18 protein-coding genes are annotated in these 25,928 nt (G+C 42.3%); 13 read left to right on the forward strand and 5 right to left on the reverse strand.

The window, feature by feature from the left end; genetic code table 11:
- Nucleotides 1-104: 104 nt before the first annotated feature.
- Both L1264_RS03520 and L1264_RS03525 read left to right on the forward strand, forming a co-directional pair.
- Nucleotides 105-2,225 (forward strand): HAMP domain-containing methyl-accepting chemotaxis protein, encoded by a 2,121-nt coding sequence (locus tag L1264_RS03520; protein ID WP_199526656.1) that lies wholly within the window; start codon nt 105-107, stop codon nt 2,223-2,225.
- Nucleotides 2,226-2,384: 159 nt separating this feature from the next.
- The gene (locus tag L1264_RS03525) at nt 2,385-2,627 is read left to right on the forward strand and encodes a YdcH family protein (RefSeq protein ID WP_135923463.1); all 243 of its coding nucleotides are present in this window, start codon (nt 2,385-2,387) and stop codon (nt 2,625-2,627) included.
- A 63-nt stretch (nt 2,628-2,690) separates the two neighbouring features.
- Here L1264_RS03525 and L1264_RS03530 read toward each other — a convergent pair whose 3' ends face one another.
- The 3 genes from L1264_RS03530 to L1264_RS03540 all read right to left on the reverse strand — a co-directional run bounded on the left by L1264_RS03530 (nt 2,691) and on the right by L1264_RS03540 (nt 7,707).
- Complete coding sequence (locus L1264_RS03530) at nt 2,691-4,082, reverse strand: YfcC family protein (protein ID WP_199526655.1); 1,392 nt, start codon at nt 4,080-4,082, stop codon at nt 2,691-2,693.
- A gap of 2 nt (nt 4,083-4,084) precedes the next feature.
- The gene (locus tag L1264_RS03535) at nt 4,085-4,933 is read right to left on the reverse strand and encodes an N-formylglutamate amidohydrolase (RefSeq protein WP_199526654.1); all 849 of its coding nucleotides are present in this window, start codon (nt 4,931-4,933) and stop codon (nt 4,085-4,087) included.
- Nucleotides 4,934-4,995: 62 nt separating this feature from the next.
- Nucleotides 4,996-7,707: a TonB-dependent receptor gene (locus L1264_RS03540; RefSeq protein ID WP_199526653.1), complete on the reverse strand. Its 2,712-nt coding sequence runs from the start codon at nt 7,705-7,707 to the stop codon at nt 4,996-4,998.
- Between the two features lie 114 nt (nt 7,708-7,821).
- Here L1264_RS03540 and L1264_RS03545 point away from each other — a divergent pair, with 114 nt between their 5' ends.
- The 3 genes from L1264_RS03545 (at nt 7,822) to L1264_RS03555 (ending at nt 13,919) form a co-directional block, all read left to right on the forward strand.
- Nucleotides 7,822-8,748, forward strand: a complete 927-nt coding sequence (locus L1264_RS03545) for a LysR family transcriptional regulator (protein WP_199526652.1) — start codon at nt 7,822-7,824, stop codon at nt 8,746-8,748.
- Nucleotides 8,749-8,872: 124 nt separating this feature from the next.
- Nucleotides 8,873-11,101 (forward strand): S46 family peptidase, encoded by a 2,229-nt coding sequence (locus tag L1264_RS03550; RefSeq protein WP_425343235.1) that lies wholly within the window; start codon nt 8,873-8,875, stop codon nt 11,099-11,101.
- 139 nt (nt 11,102-11,240) lie between these two features.
- A complete protein-coding gene (locus tag L1264_RS03555; protein WP_199526651.1) occupies nt 11,241-13,919 on the forward strand; it encodes a M14 family metallopeptidase in 2,679 nt (892 codons plus the stop codon).
- Between the two features lie 149 nt (nt 13,920-14,068).
- Here L1264_RS03555 and L1264_RS03560 read toward each other — a convergent pair whose 3' ends face one another.
- Nucleotides 14,069-15,529, reverse strand: a complete 1,461-nt coding sequence (locus L1264_RS03560; RefSeq protein WP_199526650.1) for a Gfo/Idh/MocA family protein — start codon at nt 15,527-15,529, stop codon at nt 14,069-14,071.
- A gap of 277 nt (nt 15,530-15,806) precedes the next feature.
- Between L1264_RS03560 and L1264_RS03565 the strand changes: the two genes are divergently transcribed.
- From L1264_RS03565 to L1264_RS03590, 6 genes are read left to right on the forward strand one after another with little or no spacing between them, the layout of a single operon-like run.
- The gene (locus tag L1264_RS03565) at nt 15,807-17,072 is read left to right on the forward strand and encodes a D-tagatose-bisphosphate aldolase, class II, non-catalytic subunit (RefSeq protein WP_199526649.1); all 1,266 of its coding nucleotides are present in this window, start codon (nt 15,807-15,809) and stop codon (nt 17,070-17,072) included.
- A 19-nt stretch (nt 17,073-17,091) separates the two neighbouring features.
- Nucleotides 17,092-18,213 (forward strand): SIS domain-containing protein, encoded by a 1,122-nt coding sequence (locus L1264_RS03570; protein ID WP_235403649.1) that lies wholly within the window; start codon nt 17,092-17,094, stop codon nt 18,211-18,213.
- 17 nt (nt 18,214-18,230) lie between these two features.
- Complete coding sequence (locus tag L1264_RS03575; RefSeq protein ID WP_235403650.1) at nt 18,231-19,154, forward strand: ROK family protein; 924 nt, start codon at nt 18,231-18,233, stop codon at nt 19,152-19,154.
- Complete coding sequence (gene nagA / locus L1264_RS03580; RefSeq protein ID WP_138556752.1) at nt 19,132-20,301, forward strand: N-acetylglucosamine-6-phosphate deacetylase; 1,170 nt, start codon at nt 19,132-19,134, stop codon at nt 20,299-20,301. The genes L1264_RS03575 and nagA overlap by 23 nt, the downstream gene beginning before the upstream one ends.
- 9 nt (nt 20,302-20,310) lie before the next feature.
- Nucleotides 20,311-22,005, forward strand: a complete 1,695-nt coding sequence (locus tag L1264_RS03585; protein ID WP_199526648.1) for an FAD-dependent oxidoreductase — start codon at nt 20,311-20,313, stop codon at nt 22,003-22,005.
- Nucleotides 21,998-22,513: a hypothetical protein gene (locus L1264_RS03590; RefSeq protein WP_199526647.1), complete on the forward strand. Its 516-nt coding sequence runs from the start codon at nt 21,998-22,000 to the stop codon at nt 22,511-22,513. The genes L1264_RS03585 and L1264_RS03590 overlap by 8 nt, the downstream gene beginning before the upstream one ends.
- Before the next feature lie 20 nt (nt 22,514-22,533).
- Here L1264_RS03590 and L1264_RS03595 read toward each other — a convergent pair whose 3' ends face one another.
- Entirely contained in the window at nt 22,534-23,865 is a 1,332-nt protein-coding gene (locus L1264_RS03595) for a sugar MFS transporter (protein WP_235403651.1), read from the reverse strand.
- A gap of 156 nt (nt 23,866-24,021) precedes the next feature.
- Between L1264_RS03595 and agaR the strand changes: the two genes are divergently transcribed.
- Both agaR and L1264_RS03605 read left to right on the forward strand, forming a co-directional pair.
- Nucleotides 24,022-24,786: a transcriptional repressor AgaR gene (gene agaR / locus L1264_RS03600; RefSeq protein ID WP_135923474.1), complete on the forward strand. Its 765-nt coding sequence runs from the start codon at nt 24,022-24,024 to the stop codon at nt 24,784-24,786.
- Nucleotides 24,787-25,115: 329 nt separating this feature from the next.
- Nucleotides 25,116-25,907, forward strand: coding sequence for a TonB-dependent receptor plug domain-containing protein (locus L1264_RS03605; RefSeq protein WP_235403653.1), 792 nt, complete (start codon nt 25,116-25,118; stop codon nt 25,905-25,907).
- Nucleotides 25,908-25,928 lie beyond the last annotated feature (21 nt).

Raw genomic sequence — 25,928 nt, forward strand, 5'->3', positions numbered from 1 at the left:
TTGGTTCTGTCTGAAGATTATTGACTGAGTAATATGTCGCTATTACGGCGCGAACGATAGAAATATGTATTTACCTGTAAGGTCTTAATATAGGGGTTAAGATTATGATTCAGTCCATGCTAGGAACCATAAAAGGTAGGCTAAGCGCAGGGTTATCATTGATGTGTATGCTGATCGTGTTATCAGGAATACTCTCTTTGTATTACGTTAATCAGCTTGAAAATCAGCTTAATCAACTCAGTGATGAAGTTGTGCCAGTGATGGAAACTACGGATGATTTGATTGCAAATTTGTGGGAGTCCGCAAAAGTCGCTAACGAGATCTTAGCAAGTGAAGAAATCCCCGAATTAAAAGCCCGAACCGCTGAAATTAAAGAGCTAGCAAAGCTATTTGATGACACAGAGCAAGAGCTACTCACTTTAATTAGTAAACCTGAGCAAGTAGCGTTAATAAAAAAAGCGTCTACCGAGCAAGATGAGTTTTTATCTCATGCGCTAAAAATGTCTGAACAGAAGCTAATTGAACTTGAAAAAGAAATCATCTCTGAGAAATTACTCGATGAGTTTGATAGTTCAGGTGCAAAGCTGATCAGTATGCTCGATGAATTTGCAGTTGAAAATGAAGAAGAAATGCAAAAAGCTGAAGATGAAGGCGATGCGCTTGTCGCTCGAGGCGGCTCTGCGAGTGCCGTGAATGATGTGCTTGGTTCTTTATTTGAAAGTGACTACCCAGTTGTTGAAGCCGCTTTAAAGTTACAGCGTTTGGTTATTGAAATGCAGGATACCTCGGGTGAGTATTTAGCTGAGGAAGACCCAGCTAACCTTCCTAATATTCAAAAAGAATTTGAAGCCCTAGCTAAACAAGCTGATGAATATTTTACTGTGCTTACTAATTTAGCTGAGTCAGACGAAGATAAGGAAGATGCAAAAGTACTGATCGCTTCATTTAATAATTGGGTAACTAGCGCAAATAATGAAGATGCTTTATTTGATTCTTATCGAGATCAGTTATCAGCAGAAGCGCTTGCCGATCAATTAACAGAAGAATTAGAAGTTGATGTTGATAATGCCGATGCTTATTTTGAAGAGATAGCCGAAGAGGCTGATACTTTTTCAGACAACGCAGATGAAAAAGCGGCAGAAGTTCTTAATCAAGCTTTTTTTGGCATTCTGTCTTTAACAGCCATTGCTATTGTCATCGGTGCTCTTGTCTTGATCGTTTCTTATAAAACGGTATTAGCACCAATAGACACTCTATTAAATAGTATGGAGAGTATCGCTGAAGGGGAAGGAGATTTAACTCAGCGAGTTGACGCATCATCGCAAGATGAACTCGGGCAGTTAGCTAGAGCATTTAATCAGTTTGTTTATAAGGTGCAAGTTCTGGTACAAGAAATTTCGACTGCTACCAACGAAATTGTTGATTCAACAGATAGGCAAAGAGATATAAGTATCCGTTCAAAAGAGGCGATATTACAACAAGGTACAGAGACTGATTCAGTTGCTACGGCAATGAATGAAATTACAGTGACTGCGCAAGAAGTTGCGCGTAGTGCAGCAAATGCGGCGCAGTCAACCGATGAAGCAAGTAATGAAACGAAAGCGGCTAAAAGTGTGGTACAGCAATCTATTTCTTCTGTTCAACAGCTAGCCAGTGAAGTAGAGAAGTCTTCTCAAGTAATTGGGGCGTTAGCCACTGATGTGGTTGAAATTAGTAAAGTACTCGATGTAATAGGCGGCATTGCGGAGCAAACAAATTTACTTGCGCTAAATGCGGCAATTGAGGCTGCTCGAGCAGGAGAGCAAGGCCGGGGATTTGCCGTTGTAGCAGATGAGGTTCGCTCGCTTGCAGCGCGAACACAGCAAAGCACAGCAGAAATAAACGCGATGATTGAGCGTTTACAAAAAGGCTCTCAAGGAGCAGTAGACGCAATGAAACAAAGCAAAGAATTTGGTAACTCCTCAGTAGCAAGTTCACAAGAAGCTGGTCAGTCGCTTGATGTTGTTTTTTCGTCAATGGATACGATTAACGATATGAATACGCAAATTGCGACAGCTGCTGAAGAGCAAACCACAACCATGGAAGATATCAATAGAAACATCAATTCTATTGTGCAAATTTCCCAGCAAACAATGGAAGCATCTGAAGAAAGTATGGAAGTGAGTCAAAGTCTCGCTCGATTAGGAGAGCAATTAAGAAGCTTGGTTAATCAATTTAAGTATTAGCGAAGTTAATACGAGAAATCAGCCTTGCTCAAGGTAAATGTTTAGGCCGTTTTTCTGAATTGATTGCATTATTGATCTTGAACAAGGTTGCTGCATTGACTCTATTTTAGGCCGTGATACAGTGAAGTTGAACCTTATTTTTAGTCAAAGGAGTTGCCCATGCTAGGTGAAAAACACTCGTTGTTAAATGAGTTTCCAGAGTTTAATGAATTAATCCACAGTCTTGTGAAAACTGACGCTCATTTTAAAAAAACGATGCAGCGTTACGATGATATGGATAAAGAAATCCGTGAGCTTGAATTGCAAAACTCACCCATTGAAGATGCTGACATGCATGAAAAGAAGCATCAACGTGCCGTGCTAAAAGATGAGCTTTATGACTTTTTAAAAGCAAATGCTTAATAAATCATATTAATAATGATACCCCTTGCACTCAGACTCTCAGCAAGGGGTATTTCTTGATGTTTAAAACCCTATAAATACTGAAACCTGCAAAAGCACCACAGCCAGAACAATATATGTAAGCCACAACGGAAAAATAAATTTAGCCCACTCACCCCAACCAACGCGAGCTGTTGCTAGGTAGGCTAGCAGTGTGCCCGAAGTGGGTGTGAGAATATTCGTGATGCCATTACCAAATAAAAACGCCACTATTGTGGTTTGCTCAGAGACTCCCGCTAAACTACCCACAGGGCCTAAAATAGGCATACTAACTGCAGCTTGGCCTGACGTTGAGGGGATCAAAAAGTCCAACAACAATTGTGATACAAACATACCTGTAGCAGCAACATACGCATTGCCTTCGCCAATAAATGACATTAAAAAGTGCACAATGGAATCAAGTATCATACCTTGCTTTAAAACAACAGCAACCGCAGTTGCTACGCCAATCAGTATGCTTGCAAGCAGTACTTTTTTCATGCCATCAACAAATGCTTGAGCCGCTTGGTTTGCCGTTAATTCAGACATGGCGGCAAGCACCATACTAAGGGCAATATAATAAGCACTTAAGGCATGATGTTTCCAATGCCAATGGGTTGATGCATAAACTAATAATGCAATGCCCCCAGCTAGTGTGAGAAGCATAGAAACGTGGCGTGTTGATAATTTTTCGGCATGAAAATGCACTTGCTCGTTATTAAAGCCATGGCGCTTAATCATCAAGAGTACAAAGCTAATACCAACTGCTAAAAAAGCCAGGTAAAAGAAAAATCGCACACTTGCACCACTAAATATTTGTAAGCCAAGCAGTGGTTGCGCAATTGTGAGTGGTAAAGGGTTAGTTACTGATGATAAATAACCAGCTTTCACGGCAACACAGACAATAGCAAAACCAATGATATTCGGTAGCCCTAAGCGATTGGCCATGCCAACCATTAAAGGAATAATCAAAAGGTATTCAGACGCTAAGCCCAAAAAGGTGCTACCTGCTGAAAAGGCGATCATAAGAATAATCACCAGAACATAAATATTGCCTTGCACTAAGCTTAATAGCCGCTCAAGGCCTGCATCTACCGTGCCTGCTTTGGTCAATATACCAAACATACCGCCAATAATAAGCACCATAAATATTAAGCCAGCGCCTTGCTCTAACCCAGTAGGGATCGCTAAAAATGTTCCTATGAGGCTCACTGGCTCAGCTTTTATTTGATCAGCCTGTTGGTAGTTAAATAAATTGCTAAAAGAGCTATCTTTCCCAATTACTTGGTAGCTATTAGGAACAACGATATTACCATCTCTTTGATACGAACCTGAATCAACGAAATAGGTAAGTAGCATGGCTAGGAACAAAATACTTAGTAGTATGATGATCGGATTCATACCCTTTTTACTATTATTCGGTGGGGGCATATTCATTGTTACCTTCCTATCTGCATCGACACATAACTCGCTAATTGTTGAGCTACATAGGCAGTATCACTCTTAAAATGTTGATAATTATCGTTCATTTCAAATCGTTGTTCATGCATGTATAAAGCGCGATTAACCTCTATTTGCACAGAGTGGCGGTTAGCAGCTATATCAGCATAATGACTAACTAAGTAACCACCTTTATAAGGCTTGTTTTTAACTACTTTATAACCTTTATCGGCAAAGGCTTTAGCAATAACGTCTACAAACTCCCCGCTTGCTGAGGTGCCATCGAGATCACCTAGAATAATATCAGGACGACTCATCCCTGCATCTATATTCATCCCATTTCCAATCGACTTCATCGAATGACAGTCAACATGCCAAACACCGTTAAACTGACTATGCAAGGAATCCAACAGTGTCTGTAGTTGTTGATGATAGGGCGTGTAATAGTGCTGAATACGGTGTAATACTTCTGCTTGTGTTAGCTTGCGGTCATACATCGGCTTATTGGGTAACGCAAAACGGCGAATTAAGCCCATACCACGCTCACTGTACTTTGTTGGCTGACAAATTTCCCAAGGCTTATCTAGTAGCTCGGGATCAATATCAGTTGGTGCGCGGTTGGGATCAATATACATACGCGAGAAGTGTGCATGTAATAAGTACCCACCTTGCTCTACAACGGGTTGCCAAATATCATCGATAAATGCATCCCAACCGGTTTTTATAAATTCAACAGGCACTAGTGTATTAAAATCCGCAGGACAATGAATACCGCTGTGTGGTGAATCAAATACTAAAGGTAAGGCTGCTGTTTGGCTTGGGATTAATAAACTGAAAGCCGGCTCCATAGATTCTTCTCCTAACTACTTCATAAAGTTGCCTGCCACTTTGGCAGGCATCGCGACTTTCATTACAGTGAGTAAGTCAGCTGTAAATACATATAACGCCCCGTTGGGTTATAAGTGTTTTGATCAAAGTTAATGTTTAAATTAGTCAATGAGGCTGGTGGCTGTTTATCGGCTAAATTATTAATCCCTAATTTCACCGCTAAGTTATTTTCAAACTGATAGCCAGCAGAAATATTGTGATAGGTGACAGAGCCAATATCGCGTGGTTCACCAGATACTTGCTCGGTCGTCGAACCGAAATAACGCAAGTTATAGTTGGCTGACCATGCATCATGTTTCCAAGTGCTAGAAAAGGTGCTGCGCCACTCAGGATAAGATTCCCTTGAAGCAGCTGTACTTGCTAAATCTTCACGTTCAACAGAGCCATCAGACAAGGTCGTGTATTCGGTTAATTCATTTAGTTTAGAAACATTGGCGTTAAACGACCAATCACCATAATCTGTTTGGAAGCTGTAGTAAGTTACAAAGTCGACTCCAGAAACGCGGGTTGCGTTTAGGTTTACTGGGCCGTCTAAAATATCAAGGATTTCACCACTGCTGTCACGGGTAATGGTGTCGCAGTTTTTATTTTGGTAGGCACATAAATCAAGGTTGTTTTGTGCACCAAACTCACTAATGGTGTCGTTTATTTTTATTTCGTACCAATCTAAGCTAAAGCTAAGGTTTTCGATTAAATTAGATTCGTAAACCAAACCAACGGTTTTATTTATAGAGGTTTCAGGCACTAACTGACGGTTGCCGCCCGTGGTTACTTGAACGTTAGTAAACTGTTGAGTATAGCCACTGGGTACACCACTACAGCCGGGTAAGCTGGCATCTGTTGAACACGGGTCCGATACAGCACTGTAAGTCAAACGCTCACCTTCAAACAGCTCTAAAATAGATGGTGCTCTAAAGCCTTCAGCCCAGTTTGCGCGTAGTGTCAGTTGCTCAAATGGGGTGTACAGTAAGCCCACTTTGCTATTGGTTGTTGAGCCAAAGGTGCTGTAATCAGAGTAACGTGCCGCTAAACTCAGTTCTAGGTAGTCTGCAAGTGGTAGATCTGCGAGTAATGGGATACTAAATTCAGCGTAGGCTTCTTTTAAATCGTACTCACCAATTGTCCCTTCACGTGGCGAAGAGGTGGTTGTTCTGTAGGTATTAATACGAGGAGCGGCGTTGATAGTGCTATCTGGCGTGTCTTTACCTTTTTCTTTTCGGTATTCAATACCAAAGGCTGCACCAATATAACCCGCTGGTAGCTCGTAAAGGGCGCCGGTAATGTTGGCCGTAAAGTCGACTTGGCTTGCTTCGTTTTTGTCGTAACCGGTAAAGTTTACGTAATCGACCATCTCATCGGTCAGTGGGTTAAAAATATTTACTGGCACACAACCCACTGCAATATCAGACACATCACCAGCAATTCCGCTGGTATCGCAGGCACGTAAACCTAGCGCTAGTTTGTCTAAATCCATTTGATTATTAGAGGTGAATTCGCCTTTATTTTTCGCCCAAGATACAAATGTATCCCAGCTCCAATCATCAAATACTTCGCCTTCAAGTCCCATTGCAAAGCGTGTCGTTTCGACCTTTTGGTCATTAACGCGATAGCCATTATTCATAAAAAACGAGCTGTGCTTAAAATCTTTGCCTGAGAATTCAACGCCAAATGGATTAACACGCGGATCATCTGCGATTGTAAAACCGCGGCTGCCACGAATAGATGAAAGAGCAGGCGAAAATTGCTGATCTGACTCACGTAAGTTATAAAGTGCTTCAGCTTTAAAATTCACAGAGCCAAACGGCATGACAAGCTGCGTATATAAAGATGAGCGCTCACTCGGACCCGTGACATAGTTATTGTAATAGCGGTTAAAGGTGTCATCGCTGTTGACTGCTCGCCAGCTATCTATACTACTGCCATCACTATTTGGATCGCGGGTGATGCCTGCCGATGGAATTGTAAAATCAACAACATCGGCTAAGTTATCTTCAGCAAAATAACCTTCAGGTGTCGATGCCGTTAAGCCATTAAGTGGCACTGCAGTTAACTTACGGTCTTGGGTATAAATTGGTTTTTGATCAACATAGCTTGCGGCAAACATCAGGTTGGCTTCGCCAATATTAGTGCCTGACAACAAATCAAGGCTAAAGGTTTCTTTATCACCTTCAGATGTTTCACCGTAGCTGGTTTTGACCTCTAGGCCTTCGTAATCGTTATAGGTATATAAGTTCACAACCCCAGCAATCGCATCCGCGCCATAAATCGCAGTTGCGCCGTCTTGCAATACTTCTACACGTTTAACAATGTTTTGAGGAATGGTATTCATGTCAACAAAATCACGGAAACCACGGGTACCAGCGCCATTCACCCAGCGATGGCCATTCACTAACACTAATGAGCGATTAGCCCCTAAGTTTCTTAGATTTAAGCTTGATGCGCCGTGACTTGTTCCGGCCGACCCATTGCCATTTAGGCTTGAGCCTACCGAAGGAAGCTCTTGTAATGCCTCTCCGAGTGATAATGAGCCATTTGCCTGCAGGGCTTCTAAATCAATGTTTTGTACTGGGCTCGCTGTTGCTTCTTGGCGTTTAATACGAGAGCCAGTAACCGCAATTACTTCGACGTTTTTTTCTGCTGATGTTTCTTCTGCGAGTACGTATTGTGATGTGCTCATACAAGCCGTAGCAACAGCAAGCGATATCATTGATTGCTTAAATCTTGAATATTCCATTTGTTACACTCCGAGAGGTTATAGTTATTTTGTTGTTGTCAGCTAAGCACTTTACTCGCTCCTAAAAGCTATGCAATATTATGAAATATCATCATTAAGCTATAACAAATTGTTATGAATGTATCGACGCAAAACACCCAAAAAATAACCTTAAATAGTATGGAAGCCTTTGATGCAGTTATGAAAACTGGCTCAGCAACGGGGGCTGCAAAGCAGCTCGGACTCACGCAACCCGGAGTTAGCCGTTTGATTGCTCAGCTTGAAAATAACGTTGGCTTTTCATTGTTTTACAGAGAAAAAGCGCGATTATTTCCGACCGATGAAGCGATTGCATTACATAAACAAATCGAAATTTCGTTAGCCAGTGTGTATCGTGTTGAGCAACTTGCTAAGAACATTCATCAATCACATGTTGGTGAGCTTAATGTCGTTGCCCCGAGTAGCTTTGTAGCAGGCCCGTTAGCAGAGGCGGTGGCGTCATTTGTTAAATTACATCCGAATGTAAAAATTAGTTTAGATAGTCATAGCCCAGCCAGAGCATGTGAGCTTGTCGCAAATAAAGCCTTCGATTGTGGCTTTATACAGTTTCCTGAAAATCACGAAGGGTTATGGTGTGAACCCATTGTCACCAGCCATTTAGTGTGTGCGGTATCAAGCAGTCATCCATTTGCAAATGCAAAACAGCTTACAGCGCAAGATTTGCGTGATGAAAGCTTGGTGTTATTAGGCCGAGGCCGTCATTCTCGCAAGCAAATAGAGCATGCTTTTTTACAAAACAATATCCGCATTAATGTACGTGTTGAAACGCATACCGTGACAACAGCCTGCACCTTGGTAAAACATAATGTGGGTATATCGATAGTGAATGAGTTGCTTGCTAAGCAGTACCAAGATGATGCACTTAAATTAGTACCATTTATACCAAAAATAGACTTAACCTATGGGTTCATTACGTCGGCATCAACCCCCATGAATCGGTTAACCAACGCGTTTTACAATCATTGCAAAGCTCATTTCGATGAATTCGCGGCTACTAACTAAGCTGTTGTTAATCGCAATATCCCTTTACTCAATCAAGGTTATGGTAGTCTTAGCGCGATTTTTTCAGGTAACAATGGAATAGTGCTTTGCACTGACTAGGATTAACATGATTAAAAAAAATATGATTACAACTTCATTAGCACTTATGGGTGTTGTCGCTGTCGGTAGCGCGCACGCTGATGAAGGGCAGTGGCAACCGCATCAATTAAAACAATTACAAAGCGAGTTTGACCGCGTTGGTATCGAATTACCAGCTTCACAAGTGGCAGATCTTAACCAATATCCACTCAATGCAGTGGTTGGTTTAGGCTATTGCTCTGCGTCATTTGTGTCACCAAAAGGCTTAGCGGTAACTAATCATCACTGTGCTTATGGCGCGATTCAAAATAACAGCACACCAGAAAACAACTTAATTGAAAAAGGCTTTTTAGCAGCTGATTTATCAAAAGAGCTACCAGCAGGCCCGCAAGAGCGTTTGTATGTAACCGAACAAGTGGATGATGTCACTGAGCGCGTATTGGGTAACTTACCCGCAGATCTACATGGCAAAGACCGTTATGAGGCGATTCAAGCAAACCGCAAAGCCTTGATCAGTGAGTGTGAGTCAGATCCTAACTACCGTTGTACGGTACGTGATTTCCACCATGGCTTAGAGTACTTCATGATCAAGCAACTCATGATCAAAGATGTGCGCTTAGTGTATGCCCCGGCAGAAGCGCTGGGTAACTTTGGTGGTGACATCGATAACTTTGAATACCCACGTCATACGGCCGATTTTACCTTTGTACGTGGTTATGTTGGTAAAGATGGAAAACCTGCTGATTACAGCGAAGATAACGTACCTTATGAGCCAAAATCTTTCTTAAAAGTGAATACCAGCGGCGTAAGCTTAGGTGATGGCGTGCTGGTGGCAGGTTATCCGGGGCGTACTAGCCGCTATAAGCTTGCAGACGAAGTAAACTATTCAGCGAGTTGGTATTACCCAACATTGCTTAATACTTACAACATGACCCTTGATGTGATTGCCAAGCAAAGCAAAGGCGATGAGCAAGCACAAGTAAAATACGCCTCTCGTGTAAAAAGCACTAACAACCGTTTAAAGAAACTGGAAGGCTTACAAGATGGCTTTAAAGTAACGGATATTCCGGGTATTAAAGCCGCACAAGAGCAAGAGTACCTAGCTTGGTTTGCACAAAGTGCTGAACGTAAAGCTTACGCAGATTCATATCATGCATTGAAAGCATTGTTAGTTGAAGCACATGCTCAGCAACAAAGTCACTTTTACTTTGATTATGCAAAACGCGCAGACTTACTAAGCACGGCGATTCGTTTATACCGCTTAGCAAAAGAGAGCGAAAAGCCTAATGCAGAGCGCGAAATGGGTTACCAAGAGCGCGACCTTCCTATGCTTAAAGCCCGTTTAGAGCGCTTGCAAAAGCAATTTACGCCTGAGGTCGATAAAGCCTTATGGTTAAGCTACTTAGGTAACTATTTAGCGCAAGATAAAGCAGCCCAAGTTGCGGCATTAAACGACGGCTTAGGCATCACAGATACCACTACCCAAGCCGAGCTTGAAGCGATTATTGCGTCTTTCTATGCTAAAACTGAGCTTACAGATGTAGCAGTACGCGTTAACTGGATTGGTAAATCTGTCGCAGAGTTTGAAGCATCAAACGACCCATTCATAAAGCTTGCTGTTGCCCTATACGATACCAACATGGCACAAGAAGCTGATGAAAAAGAAATGGCCGGTCGTTTAGCTGAAATTCGTCCGCAATATATGCAAGCAGTTATCGCCTTCAACAACGCTAAAGGTAAGCCTGTTTACCCAGATGCAAATGGCACTTTACGCGTAAGCTATGCACAAGTTGATGGTTACCCAGCAGCAGATGCTGTGTATAAAACACCTTTTACATCACTACGTGGTTTAGTAGCTAAACACACAGGTGAAAAACCATTTGTTGTTACAGATAAAGTACTTGAAGCATATAAAAAGCAAGCGTTTGGTGCGTACTACCGCGGTGACTTAGGTTTACCAGGTGTCAGCTGTAGTTTATTCAGCTTTGGTTGTGAGCCACAAGCGGCTAAACCACTTGAAGTAAACTCAGTTCCTGTAAACTTTTTAAGTAGCGCTGATACCACTGGGGGTAACTCAGGTTCGCCAGTAATGAATGGTAAAGGTGAATTAGTGGGCCTTAATTTTGACTCGACTTATGAATCAATCACCAAAGATTGGTACTTTAACGCCAAGATCACCCGTGCAATTCACGTTGATATTCGATACATGCTTTGGTTAATGGAAGAAGTTGATAACGCAGGTTACCTACTAGATGAAATGACCTTAGTTAAATAACTAAGCTATGTGAATAATAACCGCAGCAATCGCTGCGGTTTTTTTATGTCTCTATTTTATGCCAGTCTAACGTTTTTAATTTGTTTATTTTCAATACTTTTGTAATGTACAAAGCAGATACTTTTACTTGGGAAAAATAATGAGCGCCAAACAAATAATAAACGCCATTTCAGTCAGTGTTGTGGCAATAACGGCAAGCTTTAATGCCAGTGCAACGAATACCGAAGCAATGTGGCCGGGCACCGCTTACAATCAGCAAATTCCAACATTTAAACAAGTGCTTGGGTACGATGTAGGTGAGCGCATTACCAATTACAGCGATATGCGTCGTTATCTTAGCGCCCTAGAACAAGCTGCGCCTGATCGTATTAAAGTGTTTAAGTACGCAAACAGCTGGGAAGGTCGTGAACTGGTTTATGCAGTGGTTGGCACTGCGGATCATATTCGCTCATTAGAAACCCTCGCCAATAACACCCAAGCCTTGGCTGATCCGCGTATTACCTCTGAAAAAGAAGCTAAGTCGCTAATTAAAAATTTACCGACGTCTGTGTGGCTTCAGTATGCCGTGCACGGTAATGAAATTAGCTCAACCGATGCTGCATTATTTACTGCATATCACTTACTCGCAGCCCCGAATGATACCGTTAACAGCAAAATTTTAGATAACACAGTGGTGTTTATCGACCCATTACAAAACCCTGATGGCCGTGAGCGCTTTGTTACTCGTTATTATGCAACTGTGGGTCTTGAGCACAGCGCAGACAGGTTAAGTGCAGAGCATAATGAGCCATGGCCAAGAGGCCGAACAAACCATTATTTGTTTGATATGAACCGTGATTGGTTAGCGCTTACTCAGCCTGAAAGTAAAGGCAGAGTGGCTGCAATCAATAAATATAAACCGCAAGTGGTGGTTGATATTCATGAAATGGGCGGCGACCAATCTTACTACTTTGCACCGGCTGCTCAGCCATTTAATCCGCATATGACGAAAACTCAAATCGCTAACATTGATGCGATTGGGCAAAATCACGCGAAGTATTTTGATGAGTTTGGCTTTGATTATTTTACCCGTGAAATTTTTGATGCCTTTTACCCAGGCTACGGTGATAGCTGGCCTGTTTTTTATGGTGCGTCTGCATCAACTTACGAAGTAGGCTCAGCTCGTGGTCATGTATTTGAGAAAAATACCGGCGAGCTACTCACTTATTTTAATACTGTAAAACGTCAGTTTGTGGCCTCAATTTCGACTGCCGAAGGAGCTGCTAATCAACGTGAAAAACTACTAGGTGATTTTTATCAATATCAAATTGATGCGATTGACAGTGGTAAGAAAAGCAAAGAGCGTGTTTATATCTTACCTAAGCAAAGTAATCGTGAAGGCGCTCATAGACTCGCAACCTTAATGGCTGAGCATGGTGTTGAAGTTAAGCAAGCAACCGAAGACTTCAAAGCCTGTGGCGTTAAGTACGAAGCGGGTAGCTATTTTATTGATACCGCGCAGCCGCGTGGGGTATTTGTGCGTACCACCTTTACCGACCAAGTAGATATGGCAGAGGCATTTGTAAAAGAGCAAGAAAGACGCCGAGCTCGTAATCTGGATGATGAAATTTACGATGTAACAGGTTGGTCACTGCCAATGATGTTTAATGTTGATAGCGATAGCTGTGGTCGTGCTGTTAGCGCAGATAGTAAAGCGGTTAAGGCCGACGACACATTGCTTGGCAAAGTGAATAACCCAGAAGCCTCAGTAGCTTATATTGTTGCTTGGGGTGATACGGCCGCAGCACGCTTTTTAACCTCAGCACTGCAAGCTGGCATTAAACTGAAAAGTGCTGACCAAGCATTTGTATTAGGTGATAAAACTAACTACCCAGCGGGTAGCTTAGTAATCGAAAAGCGCCTAAACGATAAAGACCTACTCAGCAAAATTAGCCAAATTGCTGAGCAAACAGGTGCAATAGTAAATGGTGTTGACTCAAGCTGGGTGATCGAAGGCCCAAGCTTTGGTAGTAACAAAACAGTGCCAATGGTCGCACCAAAAGTGGCGATTGCATGGGATGCACCGACCAGTGAGCTAAGCGCCGGTAACACCCGTTTTGTTATTGAAAGACAGCTTGGTTACCCCGTCACAGCGGTTCGTACGCCAATGCTTGCATGGGCTGATTTAAGTGATTACCAAGTGCTTATTTTACCAGAAGGTAATTACGAGCAAGCACTCGGTAAATCGGGCGCGGCTAATTTAAAAAGCTGGGTTGATGCAGGCGGCGTGTTGATTGCCCTCGGTAATGCTAACCGCTTTACCACCAACGCTGATTACGGTTTATTGGATGTTAAGCGCGAGCAAGCTTACCGAGAAGATAAAGCCGACAGCAGCGATGATAAAAGCAGCAAAGTGGCAGGGCAGTTATTCACTTCTCGCGATGATTTAAAAGCAGCGAGCATTGAGCCACATACATCGCCAGACTATGTAGCCGGTGTACTTGCGAATGTTGAAGTAGACCAAGAGCATTGGTTAACCGCTGGGGTCGATAAAAGCTTAGTTGCAGTGGCTTACGGTAATGACATTTACACGCCTATAAAACTGAACTCAGGTAAAAACTTAGCCTGGTTTACAGGTAAAGATGATGTGCTAGCAAGTGGTTATCTGTGGCAGCAAAATAAAGCACAGCTTGCGTATAAGCCATTGCTTGTTCACCAACCGCAAGGCAAAGGCATGGTGATTGGTTTTACACAATCACCAACTTATCGTGCTTACCTTGAAGGTATGAATGTAATGTTAGCTAACACGATTTTCCGCGCTGCAGCACATGCTCAGTAAGGTTAAAGTTTAAACGAAGAGCCCGCCGATGTTGCGGGTTTTTTTGTGGGCAAAGTTTTAAAGAGTAATGCTCTAAAGGGAGTGAGCAATAAAATAAAAAAGCCCGCAGGGCAAAGTGCGGGCTTTTGAGTTATCCAAAAAAGAAAGTGTTAAGACACAATCCCTAATGGCTTACCTGTTTGCCAAGCGCCACGGGTAAAGTCTGGAATCGTTTTGCTGTTACTTCTATCTGCAACCGATGCCATGCTTTGCGGGAAGATGGATGACCATGCTGCGGCATCGTATACATCTTGATCGAGTGGCTCATTATTGCGTAAGCAGTAGATCATGCGCCATAGCATAATGAAGTCCATACCGCCGTGGCCGCCGTTCTTAACCGCTTCTTCACCCATGCGTCTCCACAGAGGATGATCAAATTCGGCACGCCATTTTTCCATATCTTGATCCCAGCTATGGAAGTTTTGCATATATGGCTTACGGCCTTGCGAACCCGCTTTTTCCCATGCAGCTAACTCAGCTTCATATTGTTTTTGATACACTTTTGCAATCGCTGGTGGTACATCTTCAAGGGCAATACGATTCGGGAAACCAGCAAAAGTACCATTAGTCCCTTGAATTAGATTATGACGGCTGTAAGGGCGAGGGCTGGTGGTATCGTGCTGTACCATAATGCTACGACCTTTCACTGTTTTAATAATACTGGTGTTCATATCGCCAGCAACAAACTTAAGCGAACGTCGTTCGTGGCCTGCTGGAAATTCACGTTCAGCATAGGCTGCGCGGCCAAGTGCTGGTGAACTCACTGATGTCACAAAGTCAAAACGGTCACCACGGTTGATGTTCATATACTGGGCAACCGGGCCTAAACCATGGGTTGGGTATAAGTTACCGTTTACTTTGGTATGCCAATAAGTACGCCATGAGCCGGTGCTACGGTCAATCTCTTTCATTTGCCAGCGTAGATCATGAATATAAGCCGCTTCACCATGCAGTAATTCACCAAATATACCTTTGCGAACCATGTTTAAAACCATTAACTCATCGCGACCATAGTTAACGTTTTCCATCATCATGCAGTTCTTTTGTGTGCGCTCTGCGGTATTAACTAACTGCCAGCACTCTTCCATGGTGGTTGCTGCAGGTACTTCTACAAAGGCATGTTTACCGCTTTCCATGGTTTCAACACTCATCGGTGTATGCCATTGCCACGGTGTTGAAATGATCACAATATCAATATCTTGTCGAGCCAGCATGTCTAAATAAGCTTTATCAGAACCAGTATAAGCCGTTGGTTTAGGCAAGCCTTTTTCAACAACATAGTTAACTGACTTATCTAACATCACCTGATCGGTGTCACAAATAGCTTTAATTTCAACACCGTCTATATGGCAAAGGTGTTTAACATGGCCGCTACCACGTTGACCAACACCAATAAAACCAACACGTACTACATCCATCGCTGGCACAGCTAAGCCCATTACGCTTTTACCTTGTGCGGCCAGCGTTGGTTGTTGATTGTCACCTTGTTGGCTTTTCGCACAGCCAGTCACGACTGTCGCAGCAGTGATTGCTGCGGCAGATTTTAAGAAACTACGTCTATCAATTGTCATAACGATACCTAATTCACTGAGATTATTTTTTAATATGGGTTTCAGTTCTTTCTGTTATATCTCAACTTAAAGCTAATTACAATGAATTAGGTTTCACAAACTTTCGATTTTAATCTTTTTAGCGAATTCATCAGGGTTTTATTGATTTTTAGCCATCCATAATGTTTGTTTTGTTTCTTTCGTTGTCTTTCGTTTTGTTGCGAAGTGTTTCGTTGTGTGATACCGTAATTTCAAATCACGTATTTAACATTAGTGCAAGCTGCTTGGAGAAAACACCATGAATGCATTGAAAACAATTATTAACAATAACCGAGCAGGTCAAGCGCAGGGGATTTATTCTGTGTGCTGTGCGCACCCGCTCGTAATTGAAGCTGCGATGCTGCAAGCAATAAAAGATGATTCTGAGTTATTGATTGAAGCAACTGCGAATCAGGTTAATCAATTTGGTGGCTACACGGGCATGCAGCCAAAAGACTTTGTTGAATTTGTTCATGAAATTGCAGACAAAGTAGGACTAGATAAACACCGTATTATTTTGGGTGGTGACCATCTAGGGCCTGTTTGCTGGGTTAATGAGCCTGCAGAACAAGCAATGCAAAAAGCCGTTGATTTAGTTAAAGCTTACGCAAGTGCGGGTTTTAAGAAGATTCATCTTGATGCCAGTATGCCATGTAGCGATGATGAAGTGTGTTTAGCCGATGCTGAAATCGCTAAGCGTGCAGCACTAATGTGCCAAGCAGCTGAGTCTGTATGCCAAGAGCAAGATATTTTATATGTGGTGGGAACTGAAGTTCCTCCACCCGGTGGTGCAAAAGAAGATCTTGAAGTGATCGAAGTAACGCATGTTGAGGGTGTACAACAAACGATAAAGTTACATCAAGATGCTTTTCATGAATTAAATATTGCTGATGTTTGGTCTCGCGTAATTGCGGTTGTTGTTCAACCGGGTGTTGAATTTGATAATCATCAGGTTTTTGATTACCAACGAAGTGAAGCACAACAGCTTAAAGAGTTTATCACCCGTGTTGATAATCTTGTTTATGAAGCTCACTCGACAGATTATCAACCAGATCATTGTTACCACGAGTTGGTTCAAGATCATTTTGCTATTTTGAAAGTAGGGCCACAGCTAACCTACGCATTACGTGAAGGGTTATTCGCATTATCGTACATTGAAGATCAACTTATTGAACCGTCGCGCCGTTCTAATATTCGCGCAGTTTGCGAGCGAGTTATGCTCGAAAAGCCAGGTTATTGGAATAAGTTTTATCCGACTGACGAGCCAGAAGCGGCAATTTATCGTGCATATAGCTATAGTGATCGTATTCGTTATTACTGGCCTGAAGATGAAATTAAGTACGCTGTAGAAACCTTATTTGCGAACCTAGAAGCGCAGATCATTCCACAAACGTTACTCAGTCAATTTATGCCAATGCAATATAAAGCATTAATCAAAAGAGAAATTACCTCGTTACCGCGAGAGTTAGTGATCAATAAAATAATGGAAGTAACGAATACTTATTCGCTTGCTTGTAATCAATAAGTTATGTGAGAGAGAATGAATGATGACGCAATTTTTATCATTAGATGTAGCCGATCTTAAGCAACAAAATGCTTATTGGACAGCAAAAGAAATAAGCCAGCAACCAGAATCATGGTGTAATACAGCTGCTATTGTTGAAAACCACCGTACAGAAATTAAAAACTTTTTAGCCCCGATCCTTGCACTGAAGAAACTGCAAATTGTATTAACAGGTGCAGGAACATCGGCGTATGTGGGTGAAGCGCTTGCTCCTCACTTAACTGCAAAAACAGACCTTGATGTACGTGCAATAAGTACCACTGATATTGTTTCTAATCCTTTGGGTTATTTGCAAAAAACCACGCCTACTTTGTTGGTATCTTATGCGCGCTCGGGTAACAGCCCTGAAAGTGTCGCTGCGGTTGATTTGGCCGATGAAGTGCTTGATCAATGTTATCACTTAGTGATTACCTGTAATGAACAAGGAGAGCTGGCAAAACGAGCTAATAATCAAGAGAATAGTTTTTGCCTATTAATGCCTAAAGAAACGCTTGATGAAAGTTTTGCAATGACTAGCAGCTTCTCTTCAATGCTAATTTCTACCTTGTGTATTTTTACACCCGATGTGAATCAATTGGCGCATTTAGCAACACAAACTGAGCAGCTTATTGAAACGCAATTGCAGAGTATAAAAGCATTTGCAGATTCAGATATGGAACGACTGGTTATTTTAGGGGCTGGCTCGTTATTAGGCTATGCAAAAGAAGCTGCATTGAAATGTTTAGAGCTAACTAATGGCGACTTAATCAGCTATTTTGAAACACCACTTGGCTTTCGTCATGGCCCTAAAACAATTATTAATGACAAAACAGCCGTGTTGTTAATGTCATCAAGTGATAAGTACAGCAGCCTTTATGATACGGACCTATACAATGAGCTAGTCAATGACCAGCAATGTTCAGCGGTAAAAAAATTAACGGTCGATAGTGAACTGGTCGAGCTAGATGATGTTTGGCAAGGCTTGTATTATATTGTCTATTGTCAGATTTTTGCATTTTTCAAATCAATTTCACTCGGTTTAACACCTGACAACCCTTGTCCTACGGGCGAAGTTAACCGTGTTGTAAAAGGGGTAACTATTTACCCATTAACTTCTCGCTAAGCGACGTTGGGTAGAATATGGCTGTTTATGGACTCGATATTGGCGGAACGAAGATAGAAACCGCTATTTTTAATGATATTTTAGAGCAACAGCAGAGTTGGCGAATTTCGACGCCAACTCAAAATTATCAGGAGTTTTTAGAAGCAATTCATCAGCAAGTGTTAAAGGCTGATCAACTCAGTGGTTGCAAAGGGGCAGTTGGCATTGGTATGCCAGGAATCGTAAATGATGATGGTAAAGTTTTATCGGCAAACGTGCCTTGTGCATCTGGTCGAGTTATTGCTAATGACTTGCAAGCATTATTACAACGACCTGTCGCCATACTGAATGACACTCGCTGTTTTGCTTTATCTGAAGCCAATGGCGGAGCCGGCGAAGGGTATAGCCGTGTTTTTGGTGCTATTGTTGGCACTGGCGCTGCAGGTGGCATGTGTATTAATGGCGAGCTGTTCAATCAAGGGTTAGGTATGTCGGGTGAATATGGTCATTTACCACTTTCTGCCTATCTACAACAAAAATACCAACTGCCGGTTTTAAAATGTGGCTGTGGTTTGAATGGCTGTGTTGAGAGTTATATCGCAGGGCCGGGTGTGCAGACGCTTTATAAGCATATTACTCAAGCTCCTAAGTCAGCGATTGAGTGGGCTAACGATATTAAGCATGGCGATGAGCAAGCACTGGCCGTGCTCGGGTGTTATTTAGATATTCTTGGCGAGACCTTTGCGGCCGTCAGTAAAAGTCTTCATCCCGAAGTTATAGTATTAGGGGGTGGCTTATCTTTAATTGATGCTATCGTTGAAAAACTCCCTGATGCGATTCAGTCGCACCTGTTTTCTGGTTTTACAGTTCCAGAGGTAAAACGGGCAAAATTTGGTGATTCTAGCGGCGTAAGAGGCGCTGCAATAATAGGAAGTGTTCATGCTATTTCCTCAACATCTTGATTGTTATTACTTAAAAGCTGCTAAGGTGATCACCGCCGAGGCAGTGTTAAATCATCATGCTGTGCTTGTAAAACACGGTAAAATTATGGCTATTACTGAAGATTGCGAGCCAGGTATTGAGATTATTGATTTAGGGGATCAGAGTATATTTCCGGGCTTTATCGATTTGCATATTCATGGTCGGGAAGGCTGCGATATTATGGACGGCACCCCAGAATCTCTAGAGACCATTTCTCGCTCTTTAGCTAAGCACGGTGTTACCGGTTTTGTCGGCACAACAGTGACCGCAGATTGGGACGTATCAATACAAGCTTATAAAAATATGGCGAGTGCCTACCAAAAAGGCCTGACTGGTGCACAGCTACTTGGTGCTTATAACGAAGGATTATTCTTCGCTGAAGCGCATAAGGGAGCACACAATGAGTCATTCTTTTTAGAGCTTACAAAGCAGCGTTTTGATGAGATTTATGCAGCCTGCGATGGCTGTTTAACCTCTTTTGCATTGGCGCCAGAGTTACTTGAATCGCCCGACATGATCCGCTATATCACCGACAAGGGAGTGCGGGTAATGCTAGGCCATACTGATGCCAGTTTTGATCAAACGACACAAGCATTAGAGCATGGTGCATGTGGCGGGGTACATATTTTTAATGGTATGCGCGGTATTCATCATCGTGATCCCGGTTGTACCGGCGCACTGTTGATGGACAACGATGCAATGGTTGAGCTTATTCCGGATGGAATTCATTTGCATCCGAGCATAATGAACATGGTTTATCGTTTAAAAGGGGCAGATAAAATAGCTCTTATTACAGACTGTGTCAGCGCGGGTGGCTTACAAGATGGTCGTTATCGATTAGGTGAGCTTCCTATTTTGGTTGAGCAAGGTGTTGCGCGAACCGAAAGTGGCTCTTTAGCAGGCAGTACATTAACGATGGAAGTGGGCGTTGAACGTTTCTATAACTTAACCGACGCAAGCTTAGTTGAAGCGACTAATATGGCCAGTTTAGTCCCGGCTGAATTTTTAAATAAAGCCGACTCTATCGGAAGTATTGCTGTAGGAAAAGTGGCAAATTTTGCTGTGCTCGACAACAGCTTTACTGTTCGTGCAACCATCTGTGCTGGTAAGCAAATATACGAGAACTAACATACACGAATGCAGGCAAAAGTGTTTGATGCCATTGTTATTGGCAGTGGTATTACTGGCGGCTGGGCTGCTAAAGAACTGACCGAAAAAGGCCTTAACGTGCTGTTACTTGAGCGCGGCAGGCAGGTTGTGCATGGAAGCGATTATACAACGGCTTTTAAAGAAGACTGGCAACTGCCATTTCGTGACAGACCCAGCCTGCTAGAAAAGCGGAATCAAGCTAAACAAGCGCGCACTGGCTATGCTACTAAGCAATCAATAAAACATTGGTTTGTAAATGATTTGCAGCATCCTTACCGAGAAACGCAGCGCTTTGATTGGATCAGAGGCTATCATTTAGGCGGCCGTTCATTAACTTGGGGACGTCAGTGTTTACGCCTCAGCGATCTTGATTTTGCTGCTAACAAACAAGATGGCCACGGCATTGATTGGCCTGTTCGCTATCAAGATATTGCGCCTTGGTACGATAAAGTCGAAGCTTACATCGGGGTTATTGGTGAAGCACTCAATTTACCGCAATTACCCGATGGCCACTTTTTACCGCCTTTCCAACTCAATGCCGTAGAGCAGCATCTAAAACGCAGTTTACTAAATCATTATAAAAACCGTCATGTAACGATAGGGCGTGTCGCCCATTTAACACAGGCAAAACCTGAGCAAGGTCGTGCCCCATGCACCAAGCGCAACCGCTGTATGCGAGGTTGCCCAACCGGTAGTTATTTTAGTAGTTTAGCCTCGACCTTGCCTGCTGCAATGCGTACAGGGCGACTGACCATTCAGACTCACTCCATTGCCAAAGAGATTATTTACAACCCAGAAACTAGGCAAGCCACAGGTGTGAAAGTGATTGATGCTGAATCTAAAAAAGAGCGTATCGAACGGGCTAATATTATTTTTTGCTGTGCATCAACTGTGGCAACAACAGCCTTGTTATTAAATTCAACTTCTGCACGTTTTCCTAATGGCTTAGGGAATGATAGTGGAGAGCTTGGTCATAACCTAATGGATCATCATTTTCGGGTTGGCGCCACGGGTGAGCCGAAAGGCTTTGCTGATGATTATAATGATGGCGATAGACCCGTTGGCTTTCATATCCCACGTTTTCGAAACCTTGATGATAAAGAGCAACATAACTTTATTCGTGGCTATGGTTATCAAGGGTACGCGACACGTAAAGACTGGCGACGCGGTTTTAAAGAGCTCAGTTTTGGCAAGGCCTTTCGTGAAGAGCTTGCCAAACCAGGGCCTTGGCAAGTTGCTTTGATAGGTTTTGGGGAATGTCTGCCTTATCATCACAATAAAATGAGCTTAGACCCTGTATTAAAAGATGAGTGGGGGCTGCCATTAGTTAATTTTGATTGTCAGTTTGGTGAAAACGAGCTGCGTATGCGAGAAGATATGAAAGCACAGGCAGTTGAGATGCTAACAAAGGCTGGTTACCAGAACGTGCAACCCTATGATAAGGGATCTGCACCGGGACAAGCGATCCATGAAATGGGCACTGCCCGTATGGGGCAAGATGCTAAAAGCTCTGTTCTTAATCGCTATAACCAAATTCATAGTGTGCGTAATGTCTATGTTACTGATGGCTCATTTATGTGCTCATCAGCTTATCAAAACCCCTCTCTAACCTATATGGCATTTACTGCTAGAGCGGCGGATCATGCCGTTAAGCATTATCACAATGGAGTGTTTAATGGCTGATCTACAGAGGCGACAGGCTATTAAATATTTATCGGCATTATTAGGTGTTGCTATTACGCCAGTGGCCGCTACTCAGTTGTTTGATAACATGGATGACAGCCATTTTGAAGTGCTAAAAGAAGCGGCGCATCGGGATGTCGTCAGGCAGATGCAAGCGGTTATTTTAGAGTTAGACCCCGCCGAACAGCTATATTTTGATTTAGTGGCTTTTACAGATTTGATGTTGGCTAACACCGTCACAGCTACTGAACGGATGCAGTGTTTACAAGGCGCTGAATTAATTGCGCAGGGTAATTCCTGTGCACCACAGCTGGCTAACAAATTAAAACGCTTGTTCACTATCAGTGAACAGCAGTATCAGCAAGTAATTGAGCTGCAAGGGGTACCGATTTCACAGGTAACTCCAGCTAAGCATGACGAATACTTAATGTATAAGTGTATCTTCACCGTACGCGAGTTTTTATTATTAGGGTATTTTGCATCAGAGAAAATAGCAGGCTCTGCTTAGTGACATCGCCTGCGAACGATTTATTTACGCCAACTTGTTAGCTTGTGACCAATCAATGCGTAATAAAGAATAAATCCATAGCAAGGTAATAATAATAAGTATGCTTGCTGAGCATTCCCTGTAAATTCTGCAAACACACCATATACAAGCGGCAGTAATGCTCCACCAGAAATCCCCATGATTAACAGTGCGGCACCCGTTTGGGTTTTACTCCCCAAGTTTGCCAGCGCCATAGGCCAAATAGTGGGCCAAACCAGCGCATTTGATAAGCCAAGCAGGGCTACAAATAATACCGTATCAGGGAAACTGTTATCAGCGAGCCAAAATAGTAAAATATTGGAGAGTGCTGTTTGTTGTGTGTCTACAAAAATAATACCGAGTGAAAATACGCAGCCACTCAATGCTGAGAATAGCAGGGCTTGTTGCTGAGTAAAAAAGCGCGGAATAAGCAAAATCCCTAATACATAGCCTAGCACCATAAAACCCATGGTGTAAGAGGTGAGTTCAGCAAACTGTAGAATGCCTTGCTCCTTACCATATAGACCTATGGTATCACCGGCGATAACTTCAGCACCGATATAAAAAAATAAAGCAATCACACCTAAAATTAAGTTTGGAAATTGCAAAATAGATTGCTCTTCGCTGCTACTAATTGCTTGAGGTTGTTCAATATCAGGTAATGGAGCAAACATAATTAACGCAGCTAAAATTGCCAGTGAAATCGCCATAGCCATGTAAGGGCTAATTAAGCGGTTTGCTAATTCTTGTAATTGAAGTTGTTTTTGAAGGTCACTGAGTTGTGCCAAGACTTCAGGGCTAAAGTTGGCAATATCACTGAACACGATGGCAGAGAAAAGTAATGGAGCAACTACACCTGCACTTTTGTTCAAAATACCCATGATACTAATGCGCACCGCCGCTGTATCTTTTGACCCCAGCAACACAATATACGGGTTAGCAGCTGTTTGTAGTAAGGTCAGACCGCTCCCTAATGTAAACAAGGCGACTAAAAATAACCAATAGGCTTGTGTTTGTGCTGCTGGTATAAATAATAAGGCGCCCAAAGCCATGATAGCCAAGCCAAATGACATACCATGCTTATAGCTGAATGCCTGTAAAATTTTCGCACTGGGTAATGCCATTACCGTATAGGCAATATAAAATACCAGTGTGACCATATAGGCTTCGATGTGATTGAGATCACAGACCATTTGCAAAAATGGGATCAAAGAGCCATTAAGCCAAGTAATAAAGCCGAATAAAAAGAACAGTCCGCCAATAATCACCATTGGAAGAAGCTGGCTGCGAGCGATATATTGTTGCTGAGCTATGAGTGAACTTTTTGTTGTCATTTTTTTCACCAAGGTGGTTTTTTTATTCACTATAAAACAAAGTTCGTAAGTTTTGAAAGTTTTATTTTATTTCGAAACTAATTTTAGCTTTACAACCGTAAAGTGTGTAGTATTGATGTATTACTTTGAAAGCAGTTTTAAACCAACAGGGCAGTTATGCTAACCACAATCGAAAGAAGACAAAAAATCGTCCTTATGACTGAAGAAAAGGGCAAAGTTAGTGTGAAAGATCTGGCTAAAACCTTTGATATTTCAGAGGTTAGTATACGCCATGATCTTAATGAACTAGGTAAGCGCGGCTTAGTCGTGCGTTCGCGTGGTGGGGCAATCGCTTGCGATAAGCTTGCCAAAGAGCTTTCGGTAAAAGATAAACATAACGAAAACTACGCAATTAAAGTTCAGCTGGCGAAAGCTGTTGCAAATTTAGTTGAAGATGGCGATTCATTAATTATTGACTCAGGTACTACCACTGAAGAAGTTGCCAAAGCACTCACAAGCAAAAAAGCGCTAACGGTGATGACTAATGGATTGAATATTGCGCACGTATTAGCCGATATCGACGATGCAAATGTATTTATGCTCGGTGGCCAATTACGCAAGAAATCCTTGTCTTTCTACTCCAATGAGGTTGAGCAAGCACTAAGTAAATATAACTTCAAAAAGGTTATTTTAGGTGTTGATGGCATCGATTCTGAAGCGGGGATCACCACTCATTACGAGCCTGAGGCAATGTTAAATAGAACCATGTGTACTCGCGCAGACAAAGTCATTGCAGTGACTGATTCGAGTAAATTTGGTAAACGTGCCTTGTATAATGTCCTGCCGCTTAAATCAATAGATGTTCTGGTTACTGACAAAAATATGCCAACTGAATTTGTTGAATCTTTAACAAACCTAGGCATAGAAGTGATCATCGTTTAATACAAAAACAATAGAATACTGTAAACATATTTCTAAAAGGCAACCTTAGGTTGCCTTTTTTGTTGCCTAGTTAATACGATTTTCTTGTTCCTTTCAAAATAATTAAAAAAAATCCTTCCTGTAGCTTTCGAAATTAAACGTACGCCATTAAAGGCTTTTGAAGCGATTGATGACTATTTTAACGCTTTTTTCGTAACTATCGAAAGTTTCACTAGGTAATTATTTGTTGATAGGTTGTTTCATTTTGTTATAAATTAAGTGTGAGGCCTTACTTAAGTACTATTTTTTATAGTCAACAAATCAGAATATTAAAAAAACAGGAAATCACCATGGCAACAACAGCTAGAAAAACATACCTGAGCGTATTGATAAGCTCGATACTGGCTTCGTCAGTCAGTTTCGCAGCCTCTGCACAACAGCAAGAGAATAATAACAATAACCAAGTCGAAGAGGATGTTGAGGTTATTGAGGTTACAGGGATACGTAGCAGCATTAAAGAATCAAACTTTCGTAAAAGAGAAGCAACAACGGTTGTTGATGTTGTAGTTGCGGACGACATTGGTAAGTTTCCCGATGAAAACTTAGCTGAAGCATTACAGCGTATTCCGGGTATCACCATTACCCGTAATGGCGGTGAGGGGCAAAATATTTTAGTACGTGGTTTAGGTGGTGGCTACAACATTACCACGTTGAATGGCCGTAAACTGGCGTCTGAAAATTCAGGCCGCGACTTTAACTTTGATACCATTGCCTCAGAATTAGTCGGAGCACTGCAAGTTTATAAATCACCAGAAGCACGCTTAATTGAAGGGGGGATTGGTGCGGTTGTTGATATCGAAACTCGCAAACCACTTGATCAAGACGGTTTCACGTTAAGTGCTTCAGCAAAGGGGATTTATGAATCGCGCACGGGAGATGTACACCCGCATGCTTCATTCATCATAGGTGACAACTTTAATGATGATACCTTTGGTGTGCTTTTCTCTGGGGCCTATTCAAAGAAAACCTTACGTGCAGACACATACTCTGCAAGCGGCTTCTTTGATGAAGAAGAGGGCTGGGGAGCAGACAGTGCCGGTGTGCCAGTCGATATGAATGGCAACGGAGAAATTGACGGGTAAAGCGAAATATTTGCCTCAAAA

The sequence above is a fragment of the Pseudoalteromonas sp. APAL1 genome, from assembly GCF_021532475.1.
Classification (GTDB): Bacteria; Pseudomonadota; Gammaproteobacteria; order Enterobacterales; family Alteromonadaceae; genus Pseudoalteromonas; species Pseudoalteromonas lipolytica_C.